2 protein-coding genes are annotated in these 2,725 nt (G+C 55.8%); both read right to left on the reverse strand.

Annotated features, from left to right (window positions below; translation table 11 throughout):
• Positions 1-95: 95 nt before the first annotated feature.
• Positions 96-1,610, reverse strand: coding sequence for an IS91 family transposase (locus H1B37_RS32545; protein ID WP_353620977.1), 1,515 nt, complete (start codon positions 1,608-1,610; stop codon positions 96-98).
• Positions 1,523-2,443 (reverse strand): tyrosine-type recombinase/integrase, encoded by a 921-nt coding sequence (locus H1B37_RS32550; RefSeq protein WP_220498487.1) that lies wholly within the window; start codon positions 2,441-2,443, stop codon positions 1,523-1,525. The genes H1B37_RS32545 and H1B37_RS32550 overlap by 88 nt, the downstream gene beginning before the upstream one ends.
• Positions 2,444-2,725 lie beyond the last annotated feature (282 nt).

Here is a 2,725-nt window from a genome sequence, read left to right on the forward strand (position 1 = left end):
AACGAAATGCGATCTATCCGGGCACGGGACGTGCAGGGATAGATCGTGCGTTGAAGTTTGTCGGCTCGACTTGGCCGGGTTCGTGTCGACCGCTATTAGAATAGCTGCAGTTGCCGCGTGCCAGCGTTGGCGTCTGATTCGGGTGCGGTTTCGGGGGCCGTCGGCTCCCTTGCACTTTCAATGCCACTTTTCAGATACCACGCGTACCATTCCGAAAAGCCCTCACCCATTGCCCCGTCCCAAAAGCGAATGTCGTCATTTTCTTGACTCTCTCGGTACCAACGTGGGCTATCTTTCGAGTCCCGCCGGAAGATCTCGCTCCACGGTCGCTTCTCATACTCGTGCGTCAGGCGAAGCGATTCGCTGCCACAGTGCTCACAGCACAACGTCGATTCGGGCTCGGCCTCGGACGAGTCGACTTCATCAGAGAGCATGTCGAGAATCCCAGCCTGCGATCGATCGGCATCGGTGAGTGACGCTCGGCACTTCGCGAGATACCCTTCAGCTTTTGTATTCGACCAGCCTCCAAACTGACGTGTTTTGGTCAACTCTTTTGGCAGAATGTGCAGGCACCAGCGTCGGACGAACTCCGGTGTCGAGAGAGTGAACGGAACTTGAATCGATTCACCACCCGTGGTGCGGCCTTCGCGGGCCCAAAACGTGACCTCGTGGTCGTCCGCAGCGATGATGCGGTAGTCACTGATCGGCCCGCCGGTCAGATAACGCGTTAAGTAACGCACCACGTGCTCGCCGCGACTGCTCTCGGTCGGAGGTGGCTCGATGTAGCTGACCCATTCCTTTGCTTCAAGCTGATCGACCATCTCTTCCCAGGCTTCGTCACTTTGCAGATACGCCAGCGAGCCATCGAGTTTCAATTTGCCGTTCTTGCGAAGACGTTGGAGGTGAGCCACCGCGATCTTCCGAAACGAACTTCGAAGATTGATCGCATCGACGAGGTACTGGCGATCATCTTCATAGCCGTCGACTTGCGGCGCTGTGGCTTCAATCCAGCCTCCATCTTTTAAACTCGGCCCCGCACCTGGAACCAAGGCGTGAACATGCCAATGAGCGTCCAATTTCTGGTTCCAGGTGTGAAGCACCATCAACGCAGCGAGCTCATATTGCTGTTCTGTTTCAACCGTCTTTTTGAGAGACTTCCAAGCCGAGTGGAACAGCAATTCCGCGATCTCTTGACGATTCGCGAGTGCCATCGTCGAAAGCACCTCCGGTAACGTGAAGACGACTTGGTAGTAGTCGACACCGTCGAGGATCAGTTTCGAAGCTTTGTCGGAAAAGTTCTGGCGTTTTCCGCCACTACATTGCGGACAGTGCCGATCGCCGCAGGAGTTGTGTCGTTTCGTCAGGCGATCACAATCATCACACTGATACCAACGACCACCGAGTGCCGCAGTACGGCAGAGGCTGGTCTTGGCCAACACGCTTTGGACCGTCATGCTGGCTCCCCCGTCGCGGTGCTCGTTGACGTAGCGTTCTGCACCGCGACGAATGAGTTGATGGACGGTTAGCTTTTCTTGCCTGAATCGTCCTGTTCGCCGTTCTCCGCCGGCGGCGTGTAAGTCGGAAGTTGCCTCACCGGCAACCAGTCCAATGGGCTCGGGGCACTGTGCAGGTGCTCTCTGCGGCAATGCAGATAGACCATCGTCGTGATGAAGCTGGCGTGACCAAGCAGCTTGCTGATCGTCAACAAGTCCACCCCGGCTTCGAGAAGTCCCGTCGCGTAGGAGTGCCTCAGGACATGCGGATAAATCCTGCGTTTGATTCCCGCCTTCACTCCGGCTTCCTTCATCGCTTTGCGAATCGTGGTGTCGGCGTAGGGCTTGTCCGGTTTCTTGCCCGGGAATAGCAAGTCGGTCGGCTTGTACTTGAGCCAGTAGCGTCTGAGCTCTTTCAAGAGTCTCGGTGAGAGCGGGATCAAACGCTCCTTGCTGCCCTTGCCGTTGGCGACTCGAATCATCATCCGCCCCGAGTCGATGTCGGGGATCCTCAAGGCCGCCGCTTCGGAGAAGCGAAGCCCTGCGGAGTAGAGCGTCATCAGAAAGGTTCGGTGCTTCAGATTGTCCGTGCATTGGATCAGTCGGTCGACTTCTTGTCGGCCGAGCACGGTTGGAAGCTTCTTGGGACGTTTGCCGAAGGGAACCATCGTGACCGGCCAGGGCATGGGCTGGGTGTGGCGATAGTAAAACCGTAAAGCACAAACGGCTTGGTTGAACGAACCGTAGGCAAGCTTTCGTTCTTGGATCAGATGGAGTTGGAAGGTTCTAACGTCTTCGCAGGTTGCTTGGCCGAGCGGTTTTTCGATAAAGTCGGCGAATTTCCGAACGTGGTAGGTGTAGGCGTCGATGGTTGCTTCGGCCATGTTGCGGATCAACATGTCTTCGGCAAGTCGTTTGGTGATTTTGCAATTTCGTTTTTTGTGTGACATCACGAGTGCATCTCCTTGTAGTGAAGCAGAGTTCAGAAAGGTTCGAACCGCGACATGCGGGGAACACAACAAGGGTGTGTCGCCGAGCAAAAAGCGCAAGTCAAAAGACGAAACAAAGCACACAGAAACGGGCGGCAAGAATGCCCAGCGCGTACAACTGGCTAACCGCAAAAGCGCCTACAGGCGCGACGAAAGACAGACACGTTGCCACCGTCACACACTCAACGCAACGTCAATAGAAATCACCCGCCACAATGAAGTCGCTGCCGATTAAGTTCAACG

It is taken from the genome of Stieleria mannarensis, assembly GCF_014154935.1.
Taxonomy (GTDB): domain Bacteria; phylum Planctomycetota; class Planctomycetia; order Pirellulales; family Pirellulaceae; genus Stieleria; species Stieleria mannarensis.